This is a genomic window from Natrarchaeobius versutus (genome assembly GCF_041205745.1).
Lineage (GTDB): Archaea > Halobacteriota > Halobacteria > Halobacteriales > Natrialbaceae > Natrarchaeobius > Natrarchaeobius versutus.
The window spans coordinates 300,326-319,392 of sequence record NZ_JBGFCC010000001.1; the positions used below are offsets into that span (position 1 = coordinate 300,326).

15 protein-coding genes and 1 pseudogene are annotated in these 19,067 nt (G+C 60.2%); 5 read left to right on the forward strand and 11 right to left on the reverse strand.

Going from position 1 to position 19,067, the window contains the following annotated elements; all coding sequences use genetic code 11:
* The first annotated feature begins 25 nt into the window (after positions 1–25).
* The 5 genes from AB7C87_RS01460 to AB7C87_RS01480 all read left to right on the forward strand — a co-directional run bounded on the left by AB7C87_RS01460 (position 26) and on the right by AB7C87_RS01480 (position 4,581).
* Positions 26–631, forward strand: a complete 606-nt coding sequence (locus tag AB7C87_RS01460) for a chemotaxis protein CheC (protein WP_149080464.1) — start codon at positions 26–28, stop codon at positions 629–631.
* Entirely contained in the window at positions 628–1,887 is a 1,260-nt protein-coding gene (locus AB7C87_RS01465) for a chemotaxis protein CheC (RefSeq protein ID WP_369727626.1), read from the forward strand. The genes AB7C87_RS01460 and AB7C87_RS01465 overlap by 4 nt, the downstream gene beginning before the upstream one ends.
* Positions 1,884–2,402, forward strand: coding sequence for a chemotaxis protein CheD (locus AB7C87_RS01470; protein ID WP_369727627.1), 519 nt, complete (start codon positions 1,884–1,886; stop codon positions 2,400–2,402). The genes AB7C87_RS01465 and AB7C87_RS01470 overlap by 4 nt, the downstream gene beginning before the upstream one ends.
* Positions 2,399–3,250, forward strand: a complete 852-nt coding sequence (locus AB7C87_RS01475; RefSeq protein ID WP_369727628.1) for a CheR family methyltransferase — start codon at positions 2,399–2,401, stop codon at positions 3,248–3,250. Before AB7C87_RS01470 ends, AB7C87_RS01475 begins: the two co-directional genes overlap by 4 nt.
* Positions 3,251–3,318: 68 nt before the next feature.
* Positions 3,319–4,581, forward strand: coding sequence for a hypothetical protein (locus AB7C87_RS01480; RefSeq protein ID WP_369727629.1), 1,263 nt, complete (start codon positions 3,319–3,321; stop codon positions 4,579–4,581).
* On the opposite strand, the gene AB7C87_RS01485 is transcribed toward AB7C87_RS01480, so the two are convergent.
* The 11 genes and pseudogenes from AB7C87_RS01485 to AB7C87_RS01535 all read right to left on the reverse strand — a co-directional run bounded on the left by AB7C87_RS01485 (position 4,557) and on the right by AB7C87_RS01535 (position 18,754).
* Positions 4,557–5,309 (reverse strand): DUF7289 family protein, encoded by a 753-nt coding sequence (locus AB7C87_RS01485; protein ID WP_369727630.1) that lies wholly within the window; start codon positions 5,307–5,309, stop codon positions 4,557–4,559. The genes AB7C87_RS01480 and AB7C87_RS01485 overlap by 25 nt on opposite strands.
* A gap of 50 nt (positions 5,310–5,359) precedes the next feature.
* On the reverse strand, positions 5,360–5,830 hold the full coding sequence (locus tag AB7C87_RS01490) for a DUF7266 family protein (RefSeq protein WP_369727631.1): 471 nt from the start codon (positions 5,828–5,830) through the stop codon (positions 5,360–5,362).
* A complete protein-coding gene (locus tag AB7C87_RS01495; RefSeq protein WP_369727632.1) occupies positions 5,827–6,738 on the reverse strand; it encodes a hypothetical protein in 912 nt (303 codons plus the stop codon). Before AB7C87_RS01495 ends, AB7C87_RS01490 begins: the two co-directional genes overlap by 4 nt.
* Complete coding sequence (locus AB7C87_RS01500; RefSeq protein WP_369727633.1) at positions 6,732–7,373, reverse strand: DUF7288 family protein; 642 nt, start codon at positions 7,371–7,373, stop codon at positions 6,732–6,734. Before AB7C87_RS01500 ends, AB7C87_RS01495 begins: the two co-directional genes overlap by 7 nt.
* Before the next feature lies 1 nt (position 7,374).
* Entirely contained in the window at positions 7,375–7,926 is a 552-nt protein-coding gene (locus AB7C87_RS01505) for a DUF7287 family protein (protein ID WP_369727634.1), read from the reverse strand.
* A 1-nt stretch (position 7,927) separates the two neighbouring features.
* Positions 7,928–9,997: a type II secretion system F family protein gene (locus AB7C87_RS01510; protein WP_369727635.1), complete on the reverse strand. Its 2,070-nt coding sequence runs from the start codon at positions 9,995–9,997 to the stop codon at positions 7,928–7,930.
* 281 nt (positions 9,998–10,278) lie between these two features.
* Positions 10,279–13,360, reverse strand: a pseudogene (locus AB7C87_RS01515) (type II/IV secretion system ATPase subunit); the annotation flags it as partial.
* Between the two features lie 373 nt (positions 13,361–13,733).
* Positions 13,734–15,899 (reverse strand): dipeptide ABC transporter ATP-binding protein, encoded by a 2,166-nt coding sequence (locus AB7C87_RS01520; protein ID WP_369727636.1) that lies wholly within the window; start codon positions 15,897–15,899, stop codon positions 13,734–13,736.
* 2 nt (positions 15,900–15,901) lie between these two features.
* Complete coding sequence (nikC, locus tag AB7C87_RS01525) at positions 15,902–16,750, reverse strand: nickel transporter permease (RefSeq protein WP_369728369.1); 849 nt, start codon at positions 16,748–16,750, stop codon at positions 15,902–15,904.
* 47 nt (positions 16,751–16,797) lie between these two features.
* Entirely contained in the window at positions 16,798–17,748 is a 951-nt protein-coding gene (gene nikB / locus AB7C87_RS01530; RefSeq protein WP_369727637.1) for a nickel ABC transporter permease, read from the reverse strand.
* Positions 17,749–17,851: 103 nt separating this feature from the next.
* Positions 17,852–18,754 (reverse strand): class I SAM-dependent methyltransferase, encoded by a 903-nt coding sequence (locus AB7C87_RS01535; RefSeq protein ID WP_369727638.1) that lies wholly within the window; start codon positions 18,752–18,754, stop codon positions 17,852–17,854.
* Positions 18,755–19,067 lie beyond the last annotated feature (313 nt).

Genomic DNA, 19,067 nt, shown 5'->3' on the forward strand with positions numbered 1-19,067 from the left:
AACACGAACATTCACGGAGTATCCAATGACGTTGATGGTCGACATCCGAAAGTTGAGTTTCATTAACGAAATGGCCAAAGTCGGGACGAACGGCGTCGCCGACAACATGAGCAAGCTGACCGGCGAAAACGCCCAAATGGAGGTGACGAAGACGAACTTCGTCGACGTCGACGATATCGAAACACAGCTCGATCCCGGAAAACGCGTCGGCGTTCGGGTTCGCCTGCTCGATCCTCCCCACGGTCACATCCTCATCCTGTTCCCCGAGGCGAGCGCGAAGAAGATCACGGCGATCATGCTCAGCGACGTCGTCGACGACATGTCCGACGTCTCCGGGAAGATGGCCAGAAGCGCCGTCGAAGAGATGGGGAACATGATGGCGAGTGGCTTCATCGACGGCTGGGCCGACGTGCTCGGGCGGGTGATCGATATCGCCGCCCCACAGCTCGTCTACGCGCCCGGTGGAGACATCGTTACCCGAACGGCCGGCCTCGGGGGCGACGACCTCGCCCTCTTCTTCGACTCGGATCTGACTGTTCCAAGCTATCAGATCGAGGCCGAAATTTACGCGTTTCCCGACCTCGAGGAGTTCGTCGAAATGGTCAACGGTATCGAAGTCCAAACCGCATGAAACTCGACGTCAACGCACTCGGAACGTTCTATCGAATGGCCCGGGAGGGAACGGGACTCGCTGCGGGTCGGTTGACGCACATGACCGGCGTCGAGACCCGGGTCGGAGTGACGAAGTTAAACTTCATGCGCGGCCGGGAGATCCGCCGGGATTTTCAAACCGCAAACGAGAAGGTCGGTGTTCGGGTCGAACTCACCGGCGCGATCGAGGGCTACTCGCTGGTCGTCTTCGATCGCGAGAACGCGATTCGGATCGTCGAAACGCTCCTCGCGGAAGCGGATCCGGATTCCGAACTCGACGTCGGAACCGACGAGTTCGATCGAATGAGTCGGAGTGCAACGACTGAGGTCGGACACATCATGAACAGCGGGTTCATCGACGGCTGGGCCGACGTATTAGAGACCGTCATCGACGTCTCGACGCCCGAGTTCGTCGAAGGCGAGTCCGCGGACCCGTTTTTCGATGGCGTTTCCGGTGCCCCCGGAGACGACGACCTCGCGTTGCTCTTCCAGAGTCGAATCGAGGCCGTCGATACCCAGATCGGCTTCAACCACTACCTGTTCCCGAAACGCGAGTCGATGGGGGCACTGCTAGACCAGCTTCGAACGAGCGAGGGCATCGAGTACGACAAACTCGACGGCTTCGATCGAATGGCCGAACGCGGTGCCGAAGAAGTCGCTAAAACAGCGACGACGCTTACGGGCATCGAAACCAACGTCGAGATCCGCCGGCTGAACTTCGTCTCCCTCGAGACGATTCCCGAACAGGTCCCCGACGAAAAACTGGTGAGCGTCGCCTTCGAGTTCGATGGCGTCCCGAGTGGATACCTAATCTTTCTGTTCGACGAGGAGTCGGCACACGAGATCGTCGACGCGATGGTGCCGTCGTCGGTCGACGAGGACGGGTTCGGAGAGATGGGGACCAGCGCGATCAAGGAACTCGGGAACATCATGGCGAGTGGTTTTCTCGACGGTTGGGCGAACGTCCTCGATACTGCGATCGATCACTCGACCCCCGAGTTCGTCCACGATCTCGGCGCCGCGGCCGTCGATCCCGTCATCGTCAAGCTCGGATCGAACCAGGAGTTCGCGTTCGTCTTCGACACCCTCGTCGTCGCCGACGGTCGGGAGTTCGACTGTGAAGTGTACGCGATCGCGGACGAATCGGATCTCGAGCGTGCTTTGAACGACCTCGACGTCGATCGAATCGAGCAGACGCCGACGACGGCGGAGTTTCAGGAAGTCGATAACGCATGAAGACGTACGGAAGCGAACCGGGCGCGCCGTCTCCGGTCCAGGTCGGTATCTCCGAACTGGCCGTCAGCGACGGCGACGACACACTCAAATCCTACGGACTGGGGTCGTGTCTCGCGATCGCGTTGTACGATCCCGACGACGAAATCGGCGGGCTCGCACACGCGATGTTGCCCGACGGAGACGCGGCCGAAAACAGCGACAGAAAACCCGGCAAGTACGCTGATACCGCGATCAGGGCACTCCTTCGCCGGATGGTCGAACGGGGTGCGAGCTACACCTCCGTCGAAGCGAAGATCGCAGGCGGCAGTGATATGTTCGAGTTCGATAGCTTCGGCGAGGGTGTCGGACAACGAAACGTCGACGCCGCCAGGGAGGAACTCGAGAAACTCGGCGTCCCACTCGTCGCGGAGGACGTCGGCGGTGGCCACGGACGAACCGTCGAGTTTACCCCCGGGACGGGACGACTCCTCGTCAAGACGTCCGACGAGGAGGAAAACGGAGTGACGGAGTTGTGAGCGAGGACGCACTGAAGGATCTTCTCGCGTTCGTCGAAGACGAGCTCGCGTTCGCGACGAGTCACTACAACGACAGCTACCTCGACCGGCGCGTCTCCTCTCGGATGCGTCGAACGCGGTCTGAGACGTACGGAGAGTACTTCGAGTTGCTCCGCGGAGACCCCGACGAACAGACGGCGCTTCTCGAGGCGATGAGCATCAACGTTACGGGATTTTTCAGAAACCCGGACGTCTGGGCGGGGATTCGAACCGTCCTCAGAAACGTCGCCGGATCCAACGACGAAATCCGTATCTGGAGTGCCCCGTGTGCCGACGGCCGTGAACCGTACTCACTCTCGATGCTGGTGCGTGACGATCCCGAGATCGACGCGTCGAGCGTTCGAATTCTCGGGACGGACATCAGCGAACCGGCCCTCGAGACGGCTCGACGCGGCGTCTACACCGAATCACGGACGGTCGACGTCCGGGAACAACTCGAGTTTCTCGACGAGTACGACCGGTACGTCGACGTCGGTGACGACAGCACGTACCGGATTCGCGAGGAAACGAAACGAAACGTCACGTTCGAACGCCACGACCTGATCAACGACGATGCGAAATCGGGATTCGACCTGATCGTCTGTCGCAACCTGTTCATCTACATCGACAACGAGTACAAACAGCCCATGCTCGAAACTATCGCCCGGTCACTCCGGCCGAACGGCTACCTCGTCATCGGCAAGGCCGAGACGATTCCACCGAACCTGAACTCGGCGTTCGCCGTCCGCGATGCACGGCTTCGGATCTATCAGCGGGAACCAACGCCCGACTCGTCCGCTGGCCGCGCCGATCCGGACGCGAGTCGCTGAGCGCGGTCCTCTCTTTCCGTGAATTACGACCGACCATTACATGATCGTCGGCCAACTATCGACGGACGATGACCGGCCCGGACCTTCGTTCGTACGTCGTTCGCTCGCGGACGGTGATCGACGCTTCGGCGCCGACGACCGAACGCGAAACGCGAACCTGGATCGTCGAACCCTTCCTCGAGACGCTCGGCTGGGAGCTGAGTCGAGAGTCGACGACGGACGTCAGTATCGAGGACGTTCGGATCGAGTACGTCCTCTCGGCCGACTCGATTCCGGCCGTGTTCGTCGCCGTCGAACCCTACGACGTGTCACTCGAGGAGTCTCGAGCACGGGAACTTCTCGAGGCGATGTCGTGGACCGGCGTCGACAGGACCATCTACACGAACGGACGCGAGTTCTTCTTGCTCGCGGGGACGACCGATGTCGACCGACTCGCCTGTCGGCTCCCGTCGTTAGCCGACCACGAATCGTCGCTCGCACACTTTTCGAGGGACGTCTCCAGCCGACGCTTCGAGCGCCACTCGCGCGAGTACGTCGCCAGACAACTCGCACTCGAGCGCGACGCGCTCACCGAATCGATCGTCGATCAGTTGACGTCGGCGATCGGAAGCGGCGAAGCTTACGACGGGGAGTTTAGGTCCGCGACCGAACGGTTTCTCGACCGCCTCGTCGTCTCGTTTTCCGGCGACGAGCACGATCAGTTCGATCCCGACCCCGAGGACGTCTCGTTGCGATTTCGCGAACCGATGGCCTCGAGTGACGGTCACGCCTCGATCGACGGTCACCTGCCACGAGAAACGGAATCCGAACGAGACGAATCCTCCGGCGTGGATTCGCCGGCATCGACGAGAGATCTGCCGGACGACGGCGGAGACCAGTACGTCGAGACGGACTCCGATACCGATGCGGACGACCGCGCCGATATCGAGTCAGACGAGAACGAGGGTACCGGCGACGAGGCGGCGACTGCATCAGGTGACGGCGAATACGTCGCCCGATTTTTCAACGAGCGAGGGTCGATCGGTGCGATCGGCCACTCCCGATCCGACCAGGCGCTCGTCCACGCGGCGGAGTACCTCTTCGAGCGTGGACTCTACGGAATCAGGCTTCCCTGGGGCCCCGACGGCGATAGCACCGTCGTCAACGACGAGCCTCGGCGCGAGGACGGCACGCCGATGGACGCCCACCGACAGCTCTCGAACGGACTCTATCTCGAGACGAACGGCGACCGCGAAGACCACGCCGCCCGCGTCGAAGCGCTCACCGCTCGAGCGGGCCTGCGTGTGCTGTTGACCGGCGACTGGGATCAGTCGTCGTCAGGCGACTCGTAGTCGATATCGATCTCGACGACGTCGATGGAGACTCGTTCGGCGTCACACTCCCAGTGACTTTCGGAATCGTCCCAGTGTTCGTCGTTCTCGAGGTACATCTGCCAGCCGTCCGCGTACGGACCACCGTCCACTTCGATTTCGACGGAATCGACGTCGTCGTTGTCCTCGTCGAAATATTCTCTCGTGCTGTCTCGGTGTTCCATCTCGAACTCGGTCGGTTGGGCGCTCTGGATCGATCGGCCGTCGTCTTCGATTTTCACGAGCGAGATCATCGCCGTCTCCTCTCGGCAGGTAAACATCGGATCGGAGATCACGGCGCTCGAGCCGTCACTTTCGCGGAAGACACCGCCACCGACGTACGCGATCGTTTCGGAGGCGTCACCGCTATCGTAGACGAACGCGCCGAGATCGTCGGAGCCGTATTCGTCGTTCCACGACCACAGTTCGCCGCCGGAGTTGTCCCGGACCGTAACGTCGAGATTCGTCCCTTCCTCACCCGGTGAGATCGTCCCGCCTCTGACCCTGACGTCACCCGATCGGTGTGTCACGGCGTCACTTCGCACGAACTCGTTGCCGTTGTCGGCGAACGTATCGACGGCACGTTCAGCGTTTGCGAGCCGTTCGTTCTCGTGATAGTCCTCGATCGCCTGAAAGCCAACGAGTCCGACGAGAACGACGGACGTGAGGACGATCGCGAAGATCAAGATGAAGCTGAGTAACTCGCTCACCCCACGTTCGTCGTGAGGGCGCCCGTGGTCTCCTCTCGGCGTATTTCGGATCATTGGAGGCGGATCGTATCGTCGCTCTGGTCGTATCCGATCTCGATGGTGCCGGACGATGCCGAACTATCGTGGTCGATATCCAGATCAGCCGGCAACGGGACCAATACTTGCGTCCCGCCGCCGCCAGTCGTCAGGTTGAGACACTGTACCTCGTCGTTCAACAGCGGATCACCCTCACAGTTGTCCGATGGGTGGACGCGATACGTCGATCCCGCGACGGTTCGTGGGTGATCCGTGGTGATGTTCACCGCGTTCCCGTCGTCGGCCAACCGATCCACGTGTGCGATTTCGCCCGCCAACCGCTCGCCGATCGTCTCGAGGGACTGCTCTGTACTCCGTTCGGTCTGTGCCTCGAGCATCGCCCCCGAACTCAGGAATAGCCCGGCGATGAGAATCGTCGTCATCGCCATCGTGAGGACGTGCGTAATGGCACTCGAGAGGGCACGTTCATCATCGTGCCTTTTCATAGTGAACCCCCATAGAGATCAACTGTCGATGTTCTGTTTATTACAGCATCGTTCGACTCGTACGTGTAGACTACATGGAGTGTCGCCGGAAGCTCTTCGCCTTCTTCAATCTCACCGATACCAACAAGATCGTATTCTATTTGCCCATTTCTATCAGTTATTCTGATTTCCTCATACTCTTCGTCAGGGTCAATCACGGCCATGTCTTCACAATCAGATGGATTTACAGGATCTGTCTCACCAGAGACAAAATTCACTTCTTTGATATCGCTACAGTCGTTTCCATCTGCAGTAACATTGAACGTGTCAGAGTGTCCTGGGCCATCGTGTTCCATTTCGATTTCTATCGTAGTACCATCTGATTTTTCCACCTCGAAAGTGGTACCATCGACACTTTGTGGTGAGGATTCGTCTAACCCAATCTTAAAATAAAAAATCCGTTCACCATCATACAGTATCTCCTCAGGATTGCCGGTGAAATCTTGCGGATAAGTAATATCAGTTACTGCACCGAGATCTCCCTCAGTAGCATCAGTATCGAGAGTTGCATGGGTGATTTCCACTCGTTCACTGCTGGTGATAGTATTGTATAACTTTTGGTGGTTATTCAGCGTCTCTTCCCATTCTCCTTCATCCCGCAATATTTCGTCGATATCGTCTTCACTGTCTATGGCTCCGGCTAACCCATCCGGACCGAGATCCTCTTTGGCAATTTCCTGTAACGCTTGCTCGACTTCGTACTCGGCAACTTCTGCATCAGTTGCACTTTGTCCCGTCGAACTCGAGGACAGTTCCTCCGTATGAACGAGCCCGTTGAACGCGACGATCGTCGCGAGGATGACGAACGCGATGACGATCCCACCGATCAGGATCATCTGTCCCCGGTCACGAGAGTCAGTCCTCACCATGACGTCACTCGCACCTCCACGACGTTGTGGATCGGTTCCGTATCCGTATCTGGATCCGCTTCCAGTAGTATCTCACTCTCCGTGACGTTATGTTCGGTATCGACGACGGTTCCGTTCTCGATTGTGGTCATGTTCTGGTCCTCGTGTATCGTTACTATGTAACTCGCAGTCACGGCACCCGGATCGTCGGACGTGTACGTGTCCTCTTTGACGTACGTCTGGTTTCTCACGCTCTCGTTTTGATAGACGAACTCGATCGTGTAATCATCGCCAATCCCCGACCCCGAAAACTCTTCTTCGAGGACTTCAGTTAAAGCAAACGGGTACTCGCCGCTCTCGTTCTCGTCCTCGAAGTGTTCGTTCTCGAGGTATCCGTTCTGCGCCCAGTACAGAACCATCGACGAGAGGTTTCCTTCCTCGGCGTGTGCCGAGACGACGAGCCCGTCCTGTAGTTGTTGCTGGTGTTGTGCCTGAGCCGTCCGGTCGACTGCACCACCCGTTCCCGGCGCGATCACCACCGATTGCATCGCGAACAACAGTGCGAACAGTACGATCGCGGCCGCGGCGAACCCCTCGAGGGTGTACATCTGTCCGCGATCGCCTTCGTCGTCTCGTGATCGTCGTTTCCCGTTCATGTTACCACATCCGTACCTCGAGTCTCACTGGGGTTCCGTCGTAGTCCTCTTCGATGTATTCGACTGTGACGATTCGATTGATCTGTACCGCGGATTGATTGCCGTACCGATCACCAAATGCCAGTGGTTCGTCCTGATGTCGAGTCGAATCAGGTTCGTCGTTCGTTCGAAGCGGTCCGTCGTCGGACGTTGCATTCAGCGCCCGAACCGTGACGTTCACACGATCGAACCGATCGCCACCGTCCGTCTCTCGCAGCCCGAATTCCTCGTGTAAGTCGTCGTAGTTGTCGTCGTAGTCGATAATGGCGGTTCCGTCGAGTTCGTTCGGTGTCTCCGTCTCCGTCTCGCTCACGATCGTCGACGCGACTCGATCACCCTGTGCGAGATCCCCTCCGTCGAGCGATCCCGTCGGGGTTGCGATGAAGTTCGGGACCGTCATGAAGACGAACGCGACGGCGAGGACGAACAGCCCCAGTCCGACGACGAAATCCTGTGTCGTCTGTCCGCGTTCGTCGAGTCCGACCGAAACGGTTCGTGATCGCTTTCGACTCATCTCAAGCCACCATCGACCAGCCAAATAGCGCCACAGTCGACAGGATGACCACGTACTTCAACCCGCTCATGAGGTCCGCGTTCCGGATGTATCCACAGATGAATCCGGACATGATCCCCTGAAGCGTGATCGCGTGGAAGAACAACACCGACAGCATTCGAACGTCGACGTTCTCGCTTAGGTCCGCGTCCGCGAGTTCGCCGTCGCCGCCGGATGCACCGCCGTTACCGGTCTCGAGACCGGCCATCGTATCGATAAACTGTGTCTTGAGGATCGCGATCACGGCGAGAACCGTAATGAACGTCATGATGATGATGACGACCTGCATCCGGGTTCGGGAGCGTCGCTCACGCTCTAGATCGTCGTGGTTCTCGCTGGCCTGTGCGGCCGTCCGGAGCACGTCGGATATCTGGTTCGATGCCTCCTGTGCTTCGGTGATGAGCCGGGTCGTTCGGGCGAGTCTCGGGATGTGGTACTTGTTGTTGAACTCGATGAGCGACTCCTTTAGGCTCATTCCGTAGTTGACCTTCGCGTGCATCATCTCGAACTCCTGGGCCAGCTTTCCGCTGGTCGTATCCGAGACGGTCTTGAGCGACTCGAGGAGGGTTAGCCCGGTGTCGTTCGAACTCGAGAGCTTTCGAAGGTCCTCCGAGAGTTGACTGACGACCGCGTTTCGATGTCTGAGGTTCCACTCACTGAAAATCGCGAGTGGGATCGCCATGACGTACATGGGGATGTAGACGTAGATGACAGTTCCCCAGATCGGGTGATCTAACATCCCGCCGTGACCGCTCCAGGTCGTGGGTGCGGATCCGATAACGACCGCGACGGCGATGATCGCGATCGAAATGGGGGCAGTCAACGTGAGCGTATAGATCGGATTGTCACGGAAGAAGATGTGTGGCCGTCGCAAGACGTTCACCGTCTCGTGTGCGCCTTCCCGGTTTTTGATTCGGTCGAAGACGCTTCGCTCGCCGGTGAACTGGTTGACCAGACCGAGTTTGAGCACGCCCTGGTCGCGCGGATCCTGTACGCGACGACCGGTACCACTCATCGTCAGGTAGCCGTCGCCGGGTTCGTCGTGTTTGACCGTCGAGACGAGGACGATAAACGCGACGCCGATTAGCGGAATCAGCGCGTAGACGGTCATAAAGAGCAGACTATCCGCCACGTCGGCCTGCGGAATCATCTGCATGACGACCATGATGATGATCAACAGCAACGGGAACAGCGAGAGCGTCATGTACATCTCCCCGAACAGTTCGAGGGTCTCCAGCGTGATCTCCTGTTCCTGTTTGGCGGTCCGCATGTGTTTTTCCTTCTTGTCCTCGAGGAAACTCTGCATATCACCGCCGCTGTTGACGATCGAGAGCATGTCCGTCAGAAACTGAGAGAGTTCGTCGCTCGGCGTCTCGATCGCTTGCTTTCGGATAGCACTCCGGTAGTCGACCCCGAAGTAGTCCGTCTCTTTGACGATGCTCTGGAACTCCTTTGACACCTCTCCGTACGTGTCGTCGGCTTCGGCCATCGCCTCGATGATCTCGAGTTGGTTGAGCCCGCCGACCGACAGGGCGTACATAAACGAGACCGAGTCGGTGAGCAACATGTTGATCTCGCGTTTGCGATTCGAGACGCGCGAGTAGGGGATAGCGACGAGCGAGCCGAACCCGAGGACGAACCCGATCGTCCCGAACACGAGTCCCATGATGATCACGAGCGCGGGGGCCCGAAGCAGCTCGATGATCGCGAGTGCGGTCTCGTTTCCGACCGGAATACCGATGAGGTAGTCGACCTGGACCAGCCCCGTTCCGAAGATGCCCCAACCGAGGACCAGCCCGATCAGCCAGAGGGCGAATCCCGAAATGACACCGATGCCGAGCGCTCGCGAGAGGTAGAGCTCGACGGTATCGCTCATCCGTGCCTGCGCGAGTTTGGTCTCGACGTCGGAGACGAATTCGCTGTTTTCGTCGAAGAGACGGCGGTACAGCGGGAAGAAAGCATCGCCGAGCGTATCCGTACCCGCAGAGAGGCCGCCGCTCCCACCGACCCCGTCGTCGGTCTGAAGACTCATGTGTCGGTCTCCCCATCACCGTCGTTGGTCTCGTCGCTCTCGCCGTCGAACAGTGACTCGTCATCGCCTGATTGGTCGCCGAACAGGGACCCGCTGTCGTCGTCGCCGCCGTCGTCGCCGTCGTCTCTGAACGGAGAGTTCGGATGCGTTCCGAAGATCGATTCGGAGTCGTCTTCGGCCGTGACGTTGTGACCGTCCGCCTCCGTCGGCTCGGGTTCGGTCGCGGGGGTGTCCTCGAGTTCTCCGCTGAAGTCTGCCGAGGTCTTCTCGCCGTCTCGCTCGGGGTCGAACACCGCGTCGAGTTTCCCATCCGGAAACACCGGGTCGTTCTTGGCGCCTTCCCCGTCCTCAGTCTCGGAAGGAACACTGCTCCGTCCATCCATCGATTCCAACGTTTCGTCCATGTCGTCGAACAGCCCACCCAGCGTCTCGTCGTCCGGAACCTCCGTTCCACCTGCGGTATCCGCAGTCACCGGCTTCGTTTCGTCCGATTCCCAACTCGGTGAATCCGACCCCGGCGCGTCGGTGGCTTCTGTCCCCTCGGTCGTCTCCGCTCCCGCGGCTCGCGTCGGTCGTTCGCCGGCGGACTGATCTGTTGTCTGATCGACCGGCTCGAGTTCTTCGGTGTCCGCCGGCGTCCCGAAGTCGTCCTCGTCGCCGAACCACTCGGGTTCGTCGTCATCGTCGACGTCGCCACTCGAGTCGGACGCCGAATCGTCGTCCTCGAACGTCCACTCCGCCTCGTCGAGTCCGCTCGTAAAGTCGAACTCGTCGTCCGGATCGACTTCGACCGTCTCCTCGGCTTCGACGTCGCCGAGTGCGCTCGCGAGTCCGCTCGGTACTTTGCCGCGGTACTCGTCGAACAACGACTCCTCGGCTCGTTCCAGGATGTCCATCGAGAGGTTGTACGTCTCGTTCGTCGCTCCCGGCCGCGGAACCTGTTCCTCTTTCGCCTGGTCGACGTCGATCAGCACGCTTTCCATCTCTCGGAGGTCGTTCAGGCTGTCCTCGAGTTGGCCGTTGGCGATAAGCGTGAGGATCGTGTCGGGATCGTTGATGAACGCCTGGGCGGTCGCCGCAACCTCGGCGTACGTGTTCAACTCGTTTTTGATGAGGTACGCGAGGATCACTTCGCGCTTGAACAGCTCTTCCTGGAGTTTCTCCGTACTCCATCCGCGGTCGAACTGGATCTCCTCTAAGGTGTTCGAATCACCCATCTTGAGGAACTCGTCGGTCTCGGCCTGCCACTGGTAGACGTCCTGAACGTTGATCTCGTCGTGTTCGGCCTCGTAGTGGTTGATCTCGGTGAGCGATTTGTTTCGACGAACCTTCGTCCCCTGAACCCGCGTTTGCGTCTGGATCGAGACCAGATCGAGCGCGGTGAACATCGTCTTCGAGACGTTGATCGGATCCGTCGTGAACCGTTTTAACACCTCGTCGACGGAGTCGGCGTGGAAGGTGGTGTACGTGGTGTGACCGGTCGACATCACCTGAAACAGCGTTCGGCCTTCCTCACCACGGATCTCACCCATGACGATGTAGTCGGGTCGCTGTCGGAGCGCGGCCTCGAGGAGGTCGAACTCGTCGACGTCACCCTGTGCGTCGTCGTTGAACGAGGGGCGAGTGACGCTGGCGATCCAGTTGCGCTGTGGGAGTTCGACCTCGCGGGTGTCCTCGATGGAGACGATTTTCGCGTCACTTGGAATAAAGAGCGAGATGGCGTTCAGCGACGTGGTCTTCCCGGATGCGGTACCACCGGCGAAGATCAGGCTTTTGTGATTCTCGATCGCCAACCAGAGAAACGCCATCTCGTCCAAACTGAACGTATTCCAGTTGATGAGGTCGATCGGGGTGAACGGAACGTCCTTGAACTGACGGATGGTGTAGTTGGTTCCGTGGTCGGAAACCTCCTTGCCGAGAGTCAGCTGCGCACGCGATCCGTCCGGGAGTGTCGCGTCGACCTGTGGCAGTCGTTTGCTGATCCCTTTCCCGGATCGCTGGGCGAGTTTGACGACGAAGTCGTCGAGTTCGTCCTCGCCGTGATAGATGTTCGAGATGATCTGTTCGTACTCCGAGTGGTAGACGAACACCGGCGAGTTGTAGCCGTCACAGGAGATGTCCTCGACGTTGATGTCGTGTTTGATTCCGTCGATCCGTTCGTATCCGATGAAATCACGTTTGAGCAGGTACAGCAGTTTTTCGACCTGGTACTCGTTTAGCGTATCCGGATCTTCGTCGAGGATGAGCGGCTCCGGTCGAACCTCGATCCCGTCGAGATCGTCCGGTTGCGAATCCATCTCTTCGTCACTCGAGAGCGCCGACTGAAGCGACGCGAGAAAGCCCGATTTCGTGTTTCCGCTTACCTTCTCGAAGAGATCGTACCGCGTCAGCAGCCGTCTCGTCTTCGATGACTGTTCGACGCCCTTCCTCGCTCGCTTTCTCCTTGATCCCTTCCTCGGAGTATTTGATCGCCCGCCGGAGTTTGCCGGTGAGAAACTCCTTGAGTTCCAGTTCGATCTCGTTTAGATACGGCTCGATGACGTAGTACTTTTTCTCGTTTTCCCGCTCGGAGTGGAAGATGATGACCCAAGCGTAGGGTTTGTTCACCCAGTAGCGCTCGATCTCCTTGAAGTGGCTTTTCTTCTCGAGTGGCACTGCCTTCTCGAGGTCGTACCGGTTGGTGACGGTCGTGTTTCCGGCATCGGTCGAGAAGAACTCGTCCTCGTCGATCTCCTCTTGGACGGAGACCGTCCGTTCCTCGACGACCTCGTCTAGGGCCATCGCGATGTCGTCACCGAGTGAGAGCTGTTCTTCGACGCGGTCGGGATCGAACCCGAGCGCCTCCTCTCCGTCGAACGGGACTATCTCCCCGTTGCTGTCGCGTGGCCGACTGCCGTTTTCGTCGTAGTAGTTCTCCCACTTGTAGTGTTCCCACGACCAGACGTCCTTGACGACCGGCGTCGTCTCGGGATCACAGTGCTCGAGAAAGTGGTCGTGGAGGCGTTCGGATTTGGTCCCACAGATTGGGAGAATCTGTTCGGGAACGTCGTCCGGTTGAAACCCGAGATACGCCTCGGGATCGAACGCGACGCGGTCCCAGTCGTCGGCACGCGGCACTGCTCCGGTGCCTTCGTCGGTATCCAGTCCGAGTTGATCGCTGGGATCTCTGGAACCGGCCCCCGAATACAGCGTCGAAACTTCGTCGCCGTATCCGTACTCCTCCATGAAGTCAGCCCACGTATACTCGCCAACCCGAACGTGTGAGTCCACGCTCGGATCCGATCGTTCCCCCGACGCGGAATCGGATGCCTTGCCCTCGGAAAATTCCCCGGCATCCGATTGGTCGGCCTCGTCAATAGCCATTGGTACCATCCAAACCCCCACCCTTCAAAAAATTCATGTGCCCATTATCACCCATGATAATTAGATTGTCTTTTTGTTTTATCGAGAACTACCGCAATTGTATTTCGTCTCCTCGGTATTGTCTGAACGAATGTCCCACCAACAACCAATATCTTAGATAATTCCCTCTTCAATGGTCAAAAATACATATCTCAGAGTGCTAAAATTCACGACCCCACAATTGTTGTTCAATTGTAACGTTGGGCGGCCGAACGTGATACGGGAGCCGGGACCGGAAGCCGTGTTCCAGGCACTAGTGATATGAATTCTATATAAAAGGTAAGAATTTATTAAACCAAATTAAAATATAATAGCGAACAAATCCAACGGCCGGTCAGTGAGAATGCATCGAACTGGTTTCGTCCGTCGGCTCTGACGATTCGTCCGTCGACTCTGGCAATTCCCTCGCCGTTTCTCCCGATCGATCGGCGACGCTGGCGGCGAAGTGACAGCTCGACACCGCGTCTCCGACCCGCTCGAGTGATGGCTTGTCGGTCTTACAGGCCGGTTCGGCCATCGGACATCGCGTGTGAAAGACACAGCCGTCCGGCTTGTCGATCGCGCTGGGGACACCCCCCTCGAGCGGCCGTGCTCGTTGCGTGCCGTCGATGGTGGGAATCGCGTCGATTAGCGCCTCTGTGTAGGGGTGTGCGGGTCGGTCGAACAGTGTCTCCGCCGGCCCCCGTTCCATCACCCGACCGAGGTACATGACGACCACGCGATCGGCGACGTGATGGACCGTCTCGAGATCGTGGGAGATGACGACGTACGCGACGTCCAGACGATCCTGGATGTCGGCGAGGAGATTGAGGATCTTCGCCTGGATCGAGACGTCGAGCGCGCTGACCGGCTCGTCGAGGATCACGACCCGCGGTTCGAGTGCGATCGCCCTGGCGATCGCGACGCGCTGGAGTTGCCCACCCGACAGCTGATGGGGCCGCCTGTCGGCGCAGTCGGCTCCGAGGTCGACGAGATCGAGCAGTTCCGAGACCCGTCGGTTCCGTCGCGTCTCGTCCCACCCGCTCTCGTAAAGCGGTTCACCGATCGCCTCGCGGACCCGTAGACGGGGATTGATACTCGAGCGCGGATCCTGGAAGACGACGCCGACGTCGGTCAGCTGTTCGGCCGTCCGCTGGTCGACGGTGCCGACGCGTTCGCCGTCGATTCTAACCTCCCCACGCGTCGGTTCACAGAGTCCGGTGAGAACGCGGGCAAGCGTCGACTTTCCGCTGCCGCTCTCGCCGACGATCCCGACCGTTTCGCCGGGGTGGACGGCGAGGTCGACGTCTTCGACGGCGTGTAATCGTCGGCGATCGCCGAGCAACCGTTCCAGTCGCGAGTCGCTTACGTCGAACGCTTTCGAGACGCCCCGAAGTTCGACGATCGCTTTCCCACTCGAGCCGTCGAACGAAACCGATTCCGACGGATCGGCGGTCGGCACGTTGAGGTCGCCGGCCGATCGATCCGACCCCCGTCGAACCGACTCGAGTTCTGCACACGCGACGCGGTGATCGTCGGCGGGTTCGACGACCGGGGGATCAGCCGTTCGACAGGTATCCGTCGCGTACTCACAGCGCGAGGCGAACGGACAGCCGGGTTCTCGACCGAATCGCTCGGGAACCCTGCCGTCGATCGTCGACAACCGCGCCCCGTCTCGGTTCGACCGCCCCAGACACGAGAGTAGCCCGCGTGTGTAGGGGTGTTCGGGGCCGCTCAGGACGCGGTCGGTCGGTCCTGCCTCCATCACCTCGCCGCCGTAGAGGACGACCACGCGATCGCAGGTTTCCGCGACGACACCGAGATCGTGGGTGATCAACAGAACTGACGTCCCGAGATCGTCGCTCAGCCGACGGATCCGATCCAGAATCTGGGCCTGGGTCGTCGTATCGAGCGCCGTCGTCGGTTCGTCAGCGATCAGGAGATCGGGCTCGGTAGCGAGTGCGATGGCGAGCATCGCGCGCTGGCGCATCCCGCCGGAGAACTCGTGGGGGTACTCGTCGACCCGGTCGGCGGGATCGGCGATACCGACCTGTTCCATCAGCTCGATCGCCCGGCGTCGGTGATCGTCCCACGTCGATCGCGACCGAAACGGGGGGATCCCGAGAAACTCGAGCAGTGACTGATCCAGCGGGGACTCGTGAACCTGGAGGGACTCGGCGATCTGTTCGCCGACACTGAACACGGGGTTCAGCGTGGTGTTCGGGTCCTGAAACACCATCGACATCGCCGTTCCCCTGAGTCGACGCCTGGTCGCCTGGCTCGCAGTCGTGAGTTCGGTCCCGTCGTAGGTAATCGATCCGTCGACGATCTCCCCCGGCGAGTGAAGGCCGATGACCGAACGGGCCGTCACCGACTTTCCGCTCCCGCTCTCGCCGACCAGACCGACGACTTCGCCGCGACCGACCGAAAAGGACGCGCCGTCGACGGCGTACACTGGGCCTCGAGGTGTCCGGAAGCGAGTGTGGAGATTATCGACCGTGAGGAGTGGGTTGCCTGCCATCGTCACACCTCCTCCAGTCGACTCTGTTGTCGCGGGTCGAGCATATCGCGGAGGCCGTCACCGAGCAGGTTGAAGCCGAGGACGGTGAGCATGATCGCGATACCCGGGGCGTTGACGATCCACCACGCGCGTCGGAGGTGATCGCGTCCGCCAGCGAGCATCGTGCCCCACTCAGGCGTCGGCGGCTGGGCACCGAGCCCGATGAACGACAATCCGGCGGTCGCGAGGACGACGGTGCCGAGGTTCAACGTTGCGAGGACGATCACCGGATTGGCGACCTTCGGAAGGAGGTGTCGGGTCGCAATCCGGCGAGGCGGCGTTCCCAGCAGTCGCGACGCGTCGACGTACTCGCGCTCTTTGACCGAGAGGACGGTTCCGCGCACTACGCGTGCGTACGTCGCCCACCCGACGACCGCGAGCGCGATCATGACGTTCCGGAGGCTCGGGCCGAGAATGCCAGCGACGACGAGAGCAAGAACCAACCCCGGAAACGCGAGTTGCACGTCGACCAGACGCATCAACAGTTCGTCGACCCAGCCGCCGGCGTATCCCGAGACGATGCCGATAGCCGTTCCGATCGCGACGCGAATCGCCGTCACGAGGAGCGCGATACCGAGCGAGATTCGCGCACCGTAGACCAACCGCGTCAGGACGTCACGACCGAGTTGATCGGTCCCCAACGGGTGGGCCAACGACGGGGGATGCAACCGGTTCGCGAGATCCTGTGCGGTCGGATCGTACGGGACGAGCAACGGCCCGACGACGGCGACGGCGGTGAGGCCGACGACGATCGTCGCACCGGCGAGCGTAAACGGATTTCCGCGGAGTTCCGCGAGTAGCTGTGCGACGATCGTTCGCCGGTGTGTTGCGGTTCGATCACGGATCGCGTCGGCCGAACTCACGCGGTTTCACCCCCGAGACGAATCCGCGGATCGACGTAACGATACGAGAGGTCGACAGCCAGGTTCGTGAGAACGAATCCGACCGCAGTCACGAGGACGACGCCCTGGACGACCGGATAGTCCCGAGCGAAGATGGCGTCGACGAGGAGCGTCCCGAGCCCGGGTCGCTGGAAGACGATCTCCACGACGACTGCACCGTTCAACACGAAACCGAACTGGAGACCGACGACCGTGATGACCGGTATCAACGCGTTTCGAAGGGCGTGTTTGTAGATCACGATCCGCTCCGTCAACCCCTTCGAGCGCGCCGCGTCGACGTACTCCGTTTCGATCACCTCGAGCATCGACGTGCGAACGAGGCGGGTAACGATCGCGGCCATCCCAGTTCCGAGCGTTACCGCCGGGAGGACGAGGTGGCGGAGTCCGCCGCTTCCGGCGACCGGAAAGACGCCGAGGTGCAACGAGAAGACGATGATGAGCAGATAGCCGAGCCAGAAATTCGGCATCGAAACGCCAAGCAAGGCCGTCAACTGGCTTCCGGCGTCGATCAGCTCCCCCTGGTGGATCGCGCTCACAACGCCAGCCGGCACTGCCACTGCGAGCGCGACGATCATCGAGGCGACGGCGAGTTCGATCGTCGCGGGGAGATGCTGGACGATCATCGCCCCGACGTCTCTGCCGCTGTAGTAGGACTGTCCGAGGTCTCCGCGGAGCACGTCGCTGATCCAACTCAGATACTGGATCGGGAACGGTTCGTTCAGTCCGTGTTCCTCGCGAAAGGCGTCGATCGCCGCCTGTGACGGTTGCTGGTCGGTCTGTTGGATCAGGATCGTCTCCGCCGGATCGCCCGGCGTGAGATAGATCAATCCGAACGTAAGCAGTGACACTCCCCAAAGAACGACCGTCGCCGTCAGAGACCGATAGAGCAGATACGACCCCTTCGTCACGACGACGTCCCCTCCACCGATAGTTTCGAGAGCTCGAGGCCAACGTCGTCGAACGCCGACCGCATCGCCTTCGAGAGGACATTCCGTCGCGTGTTTGACTCTTTCACTGTATTCCCTCCGTCGATCCAAACGCCGCCGGATCGCCGTACTCGTCGGCAGTCCCCCAGCCCGCGCCTCCCCGCTCGCAGGTGATTATCGCGGCCGGTATGGTAAACCGGTAGTACCAGCGGCCATCGTCTCGCTCGAGCCAGGGCGACAGCGCATCGGCGTACGCCTGCGGGTCGTCCACCGAGTCCCCGAGCAAGTCCGTGACCAAGCCCGATCGCGTCTCGTGGCGCCGTTCACGCGTTTTCTCGACGATTCGGACCGTCGGATACACGCCCCGATCGGCCAACAGTCCGCAGTAGTAGGCGTGACGCGGCGGCGGGGACGGGAGTTCATCGCCATCGGCGATCGCGATCCGGCGGTGAGGCGGGACGGCCCCGGGGCTGTCGACGAGGACGAACCCGCAGTCTGCCGTCGCGAGGATCCGCTCCAGACAGGCCTCGATGTCGGGTTGGCGGTACAGCGACCAACCGGCGACGACCACGTCGTGAGAGTCGACGTCCGCGCGTTCCCAGGCGTTGGCAACGACGTCGACGCGATCCTCGAAACCGGCGTCGGCGAGGTTCGACGCGAGTTTTTCCCGCATCGCCGGCGAATCTTCGACGGCCGTCACTCGATCGGCGAGTCGGGCGAGTTCCCGTGTGTATCGGCCGGTTCCGGGACCGATCTCGAGGACGCTCCCCCCGTCGGAAAGCATCGACTCGAGGATCGGGACCCCGACGGGATCGCCGACGAACCGTCGCTCGTATGATTCCGCGTGGGACTCCCAGAAGGACCGTTCGGAAGCCTCCTCTGACCAGCGATTGCGTGGATCGTCGATGATCGTTTCCCAAGCGCCCGCAAAATCGACTGGACCGCTCGTCGTGGCCGCTGCCGGGACCCGTCGTTTCTCACTCGTCACCGGCCAACACCAGTTCCTTCACGCCGGTCTTTACGGCCGGAACGACCGCTCGAGTGTCGGTCGACTTCCCGTCCGAACGCGCTCGATTTCCGTGGTCACACCCGTCGACACGTCCGGCGTTTCGGTCGCGAGACGGTGTCCCCCGTTTCGAACGTATAAATCGCATTCGTCTTAGTAAGATACTGGAGTAAGTTAATAAATATTGCTAAGCTGTCTAAATTCGTTAGCTCCCGTCTCGAGCGATCGGCAACTGATACCGTTCCTCGGTCGAACCGTTCGACGGGTTCGACAACCGACAGTGGCCACACGAACC